Source organism: Vicinamibacteria bacterium (genome assembly GCA_035620555.1).
GTDB lineage: Bacteria > Acidobacteriota > Vicinamibacteria > Marinacidobacterales > SMYC01 > DASPGQ01.
The window spans coordinates 1-4,881 of record DASPGQ010000080.1 but is presented as its reverse complement, the minus strand read 5'-3'; the positions used below and the strand labels follow the sequence as shown (position 1 = coordinate 4,881).

Annotated in this window: 4 protein-coding genes; 1 reads left to right on the top strand and 3 read right to left on the bottom strand. The window is 62.7% G+C overall.

Annotation, left to right across the window (positions count from 1 at the left end; all coding sequences use genetic code 11):
* A partial coding sequence (locus VEK15_03200; protein HXV59677.1) for a hypothetical protein occupies positions 1–214 on the bottom strand: 214 nt, incomplete at its 3' end.
* Between the two features lie 96 nt (positions 215–310).
* Positions 311–910 (bottom strand): hypothetical protein, encoded by a 600-nt coding sequence (locus VEK15_03195; GenBank protein HXV59676.1) that lies wholly within the window; start codon positions 908–910, stop codon positions 311–313.
* 154 nt (positions 911–1,064) lie between these two features.
* On the opposite strand from VEK15_03195, the gene VEK15_03190 reads away from it, so the two are divergent.
* Complete coding sequence (locus tag VEK15_03190) at positions 1,065–3,623, top strand: PBP1A family penicillin-binding protein (GenBank protein HXV59675.1); 2,559 nt, start codon at positions 1,065–1,067, stop codon at positions 3,621–3,623.
* Positions 3,624–3,642: 19 nt separating this feature from the next.
* Here the strand turns inward: VEK15_03190 and VEK15_03185 are convergent.
* A partial coding sequence (locus VEK15_03185; protein HXV59674.1) for a tetratricopeptide repeat protein occupies positions 3,643–4,881 on the bottom strand: 1,239 nt, incomplete at its 5' end.

Sequence of the window (4,881 nt, the reverse complement as noted above, 5' to 3'; positions counted from 1 at the left end):
CGTTGAAGTGTCGGTCAAAGAATCGACGCTCCGCCGCCGCCAGGCCCTCATAAGCGTATCCGTCCAGGTGGTGCCGCAGGAGCTCGACGACCCTCTCGTAACGGGAGAAGGTCTTTGCCGAAATTCGCGTTCGCTGGTCGTTCACGAATGCTTCCAGGACTTCCTCGATATTGGGCCGGGCTTCCGTGACCAAACGTTCCACGTTCGAGCTCACTGCGGACCTCCGATGAATCGTTGGCGCATGCTCGCATCGAACGAGCTCGACCGGTCGTCGGGTCTTGGCGAGCGGCTAGGCGGCGCTTTTGTACGTCTAAGGACTGAGGTGATCATTCGGACCCGTCGTCCTTCCGTTGCGCGGGCGGGGAGGCATTTTGATGCCCTTTCGGGTCAACGGATCTTTGACTTGACACGGCTCCGGGGGGAGCTCCAAAAGCCTGCGCTCCGCCTCCTCCCGCTGCCTGGCCTGTTTCTCTCTCCGGGCGGTCTCGACTCCTTTGTTCCGTTCCGCGGTGGCGAGAGCCTCGGCGACCTCCTTGCCATACCGCCCCACCGAGAACCGGCGCCTCTGGCACTCCCCATCGGCGTTCTGCCAGCTTGCGACGAACCGTTCGTACTCGCGGCCGTCGACTCGATACCGCTCCAGAGTCACTCCCGGGATGCCGGTCTCGCTTCGTGCGCCCTTCGGGACGCGGCGCCTCACGCGGGTATCGGGTGGAATTCGCGTCAAGAGCCCGTCTCGGAAGCGCCTGGCCGCGAGGAGCGACTTCCGCCACCCCCCATAAACCGCGTTGGAGAAGTAGTCCGAGTACAGCACCCCAGCACGCATCACATGGACGCTCCAGGCGCCAGGCTCGTGATGGATATGGGTGAAAGGACCGATTCGAGCCGGCCGCGTGGTCTTGGACTTCATTGCAAACGCGCTAAACTGGCAACCAGTCGAGGTGACGACGGCGCGCCGGCAGAGGGTATCACGAGTACGGAGTGCCGTTAGTGACGTTTGGGACGGATGACGGGAGCCGGCTAGCCGTTCACGGGTGTAGGCTGGACTTCCGGGTGAGGCCGCGATGAGTCAGCGGCCGGACGGCGTCCGAGACCCGCGTCACGTTCAGCTCTACGCTCTTCCGAGCTCCGTGCGCACGAGTGTGGGCGCATGGCTCAGGTCCGCCCGGTCTTCGCTGAAAAAAGGTTTTCCGGCTCTCTCGCGACGACCGCCGGTCCTCGCGGGTATTGTGGTCCTCGTCGCTCTGATGCTGTTGGGTCTCGGTCTCGCCATCGACGTCGCCGCCCGACTCCCCGACCCGCGCGCGCTGTCATCGCTCGACCAAATGTCTGAGGCCACGCTCGTGTACGACGCCTTCGACCGACCGGCGTTTACGATTTTTCGCGAGCAACGGATCCGAGTGCCCATCGAACGGATGTCGCCTCACCTGATCGACGCCGTGCTCGCCATCGAAGACCGCCGTTTCTATCAGCATGGTGGCATCGACCTAGTGCGTGTTGCTGGCGCCACCGTAGCGAACTTGAGCGCCGGTCGCATCGTGGAAGGCGGTAGCACGATCACCCAGCAACTGGCACGAAAGGGTCTGCTGTCGAGCGAGAGAACCATTCGCCGGAAGCTCGCCGAGATCCTGACGGCCTTGTGGATCGAGCAGGTCTACGAGAAGAGGGAGATTCTCGAGCTCTATCTCAACAAGATCTACTTCGGCTCGGGGTTCTATGGTGCGGAAACGGCGGCCCGTGGCTATCTCGGAAAGACCGCTTCTGATCTCAGCGTGAGCGATGCCGCGCTGCTCGCCGGGCTGATTCAGGCTCCGGAGCGGTACTCGCCCAAGAGATTTCCCGAACGTGCCATCGCCCGCCGTAATGTCGTGCTCTCGGTCATGAAGGAAACGAACGTCATCGACGAGCGGGCCTATCAGGCGGCGCGCCTCGAGCCTCTGTCCTCGGACAACAGTCTGGAGACGACGGAAGCTTACGGGAGCTATTTCAAGGAAGAGCTCCGGCAGCACCTCATCGACCTGTTTGGATGGGATGGCGTCTACGAGGACGGGCTGCGCGTCTACTCGACGATCGATCCGGCAATGCAGCGCGCGGCCGAGGCGACGCTCGAGGACGGTATCCGAGAGATCGAAGCGCGTCGTAGCTATCGTCACCCCCGAAGAGAGACCGACGGTGCGCCGGAGATTTCCGCGGGCGCGCCCGTCTATCTACAGGGGGCGCTCATCGCGGTGGATCCCCGTTCGGGCGAGGTGCGCGCTCTCATCGGTGGGCGGGACTTTGCCGATAGCTCCTTCAACCGGGCGACCCAGGCCGAGCGTCAGCCGGGATCCGCCTTCAAGCCAATCCTGTACGCGGCAGCCGTTGACCAGGGCATCACACCGATCACGATCCTGGATGACCTAGACCATCCGGTCCCCTCGGACGAGGGAGAGTGGTTGCCTGCCGACGGCCATGATGAGGTCTCCGCTCTCACGGTGCGGGCGGCGCTGCAAATGTCCAGCAACCGCGCGGCCGTCCGTCTCATCCGGCTGACGGGCATCGATCGCACCGTTGACTACGCCGCCCGGTTCGGCCTGGGCCCGCAGCCGCGGGTGCCGTCCGTGGCTCTCGGATCCGGCTCGGTGACCCTCGAGGCGCTGACGGCAGCGTATGCTGCGTTTGCCAACGGTGGGACCGTACCCCAACCGATTTACATCAGGCGGGTAACCGATGGCGAAGGCCGCGTCCTGTTCGACGCTACTTCGTCCGGCGCTCGGTTGAAGCCTCGTGCCGTCAAGCCCTCGACGGCCTTTGTGATGGCCAGCCTCCTACGAGGGGTGCTCGATGCCGGGACCGGCTGGACGGTCCGGCGGGAAGGCTTCCGGGCTCCGGCCGCGGGCAAGACTGGAACCACCGATGACGTCAAGGATGCGTGGTTCATCGGTTTCACGCCCGAGCTTTCGGCGGGCGTTTGGATCGGATTCGACGATCCCCAGACCATCGCCCCGCGAGGGTTTGGATCCGATTTGGCGGCGCCGGTGTGGGCGAGATTCATGAGCGAGATCGTCGAGCCACAGAGCTCGAACCGGTGGATCGAGCCGCCACCGGACGTCGTCCGAGTCGAAATCTGTGCCTCGTCGCTCTTGGTCGCAACTGAATCCTGTCGCCGATCCATTGGTGACGATGCCGAAGGAGACCAACGAGCCCCAACCTACTTGGAATACTTCGTGTCCGGTAGTGAGCCGGTCGATCGTTGTCCCCTTCATCGGTCGTTTCTCGCATCCGTACTCGCGCCCTTCCGAAGCCCGAGCCGGCCTGAGCGGCAGCGCTCCGAGCTATGGACTCCGTCGCCCGAAGCACCTCCGATCGTGCCGGCGCCGGGACAAAGCGTCGAGGTTGTCCACGACCATGTTTTTGGAAACTGTACCGGCCGGCTCGTTGCCGGTCCAGATGGGCTCCGCTACGACACCGTCCACAAGGACGCCTTCACGGTCGACTTTGCGGAAATCGCGCGTGTCTCCTTCGACGTCGAGAGGCGGCGTGTCCGGATCTCGGTCCGCGGGGGCCGGGACTATAACTTCTACGCCGGATTCGACGACCGTGATGGCCTCGCCGCCCTCGAGGCGGCGCTTCACGCAAAATAGCGCCGATCCAGCGAGTGACTCAGGGTCGAGTTTCCATCGAACGACGCTGCGGGGTCACGTCGTACTTCACCGTCCGTAACCAGGTCTCGGCCGCGGCGCTGATATCAGGAACTCCGTTCCCGACGTTGTCCTCGATACTCGCAGGCAACTGATCCTGCAATCGAGAGAGGATCGCCTTCGCGTCATCTTTCGTTTTCTTCCAGCTCGCCGGGTGGTGTTGGGCAAGACACGACAACGTGATGGCCATCCGGTGCTCCTCGGCTTGTTTGCCGGCCGCCAGAAGCCGGGCAGCTTTCGTTAGCCCGAGCGAAATCAACGGTCCCGCTTGGAGCTCCATGGCCAGTTCGAGGCCTTTCACGAGGTGTTCCTTGGCGGTCGAGCTCTCCACGCCAGCCAGATGAATCAAGGAAAGCGCTTGGCCAAAGCGCTCTCCAATCTCAGTGGTGATGGCAACCGCCGCACGATACTGCCGTTGCGCCTTTCCGGGCTCACCCCGAGATTGGGCGACGAGCCCGAGGAATACGAGCACCAGAGCTGTGTTGAAGCGGTCTTGCAGCTTCTGGCCCATCTCCAGGCTACTTCGGAGCAGTCTTTCAGCTTCGTCCAGTTCTTCTAATTCCCACGCGAGCCAGCCGAGGCACATCAAACTGTTGGCCACACCGCGAAGTTCGTCAATCTTTTGACAGATCGCCATGGATTCCAAATGTCGCGACTTCGCCTCAACGTATTCACCGGTGACTTGGGCCACGATACCGAGAAGGCGGAGAGCCACTGATCCCGTAATGGGATGGCCCGTCTCCGCGTTGAGGCTCAGGCTTCGCTCGAGAGACCGTCGAGCCTCTCGAAAGTCACCGAGATGCCAGTCGACCAGGCCAAGCAAGTTGAGAGTGAACTCCAAGTCTCGTTTGGCTTCTGGTAATGCTTGGAGATGGATCAGTCCATCTGAGGCAAGTTTTTTGCTCTCCTGGTAATGCCCGAGACGGAAAGAGAACCAGCCTTCCTGGAAGAGGCTCCGGCCCAGTACGAATCGCCACTGCGCATCGAGCGCCTTTCCCGCGTGACACAAGCCTCCCAAGCGGTCTCTCGCAAGTCGTACGGCCTCGCAGCCTTCCGAGTACCAGCTCCGGAATTCGTAGAAGTACCAGAGGGTTTCCAGGTACGAGCCGATCTCGGGAATCCTGAGGAGCTCCAATGCGTAGAGCCATCCGATCCGGAGATTGGCGATCTCGTCGGTCATTGCCCGGACCGCTTCGCCCTC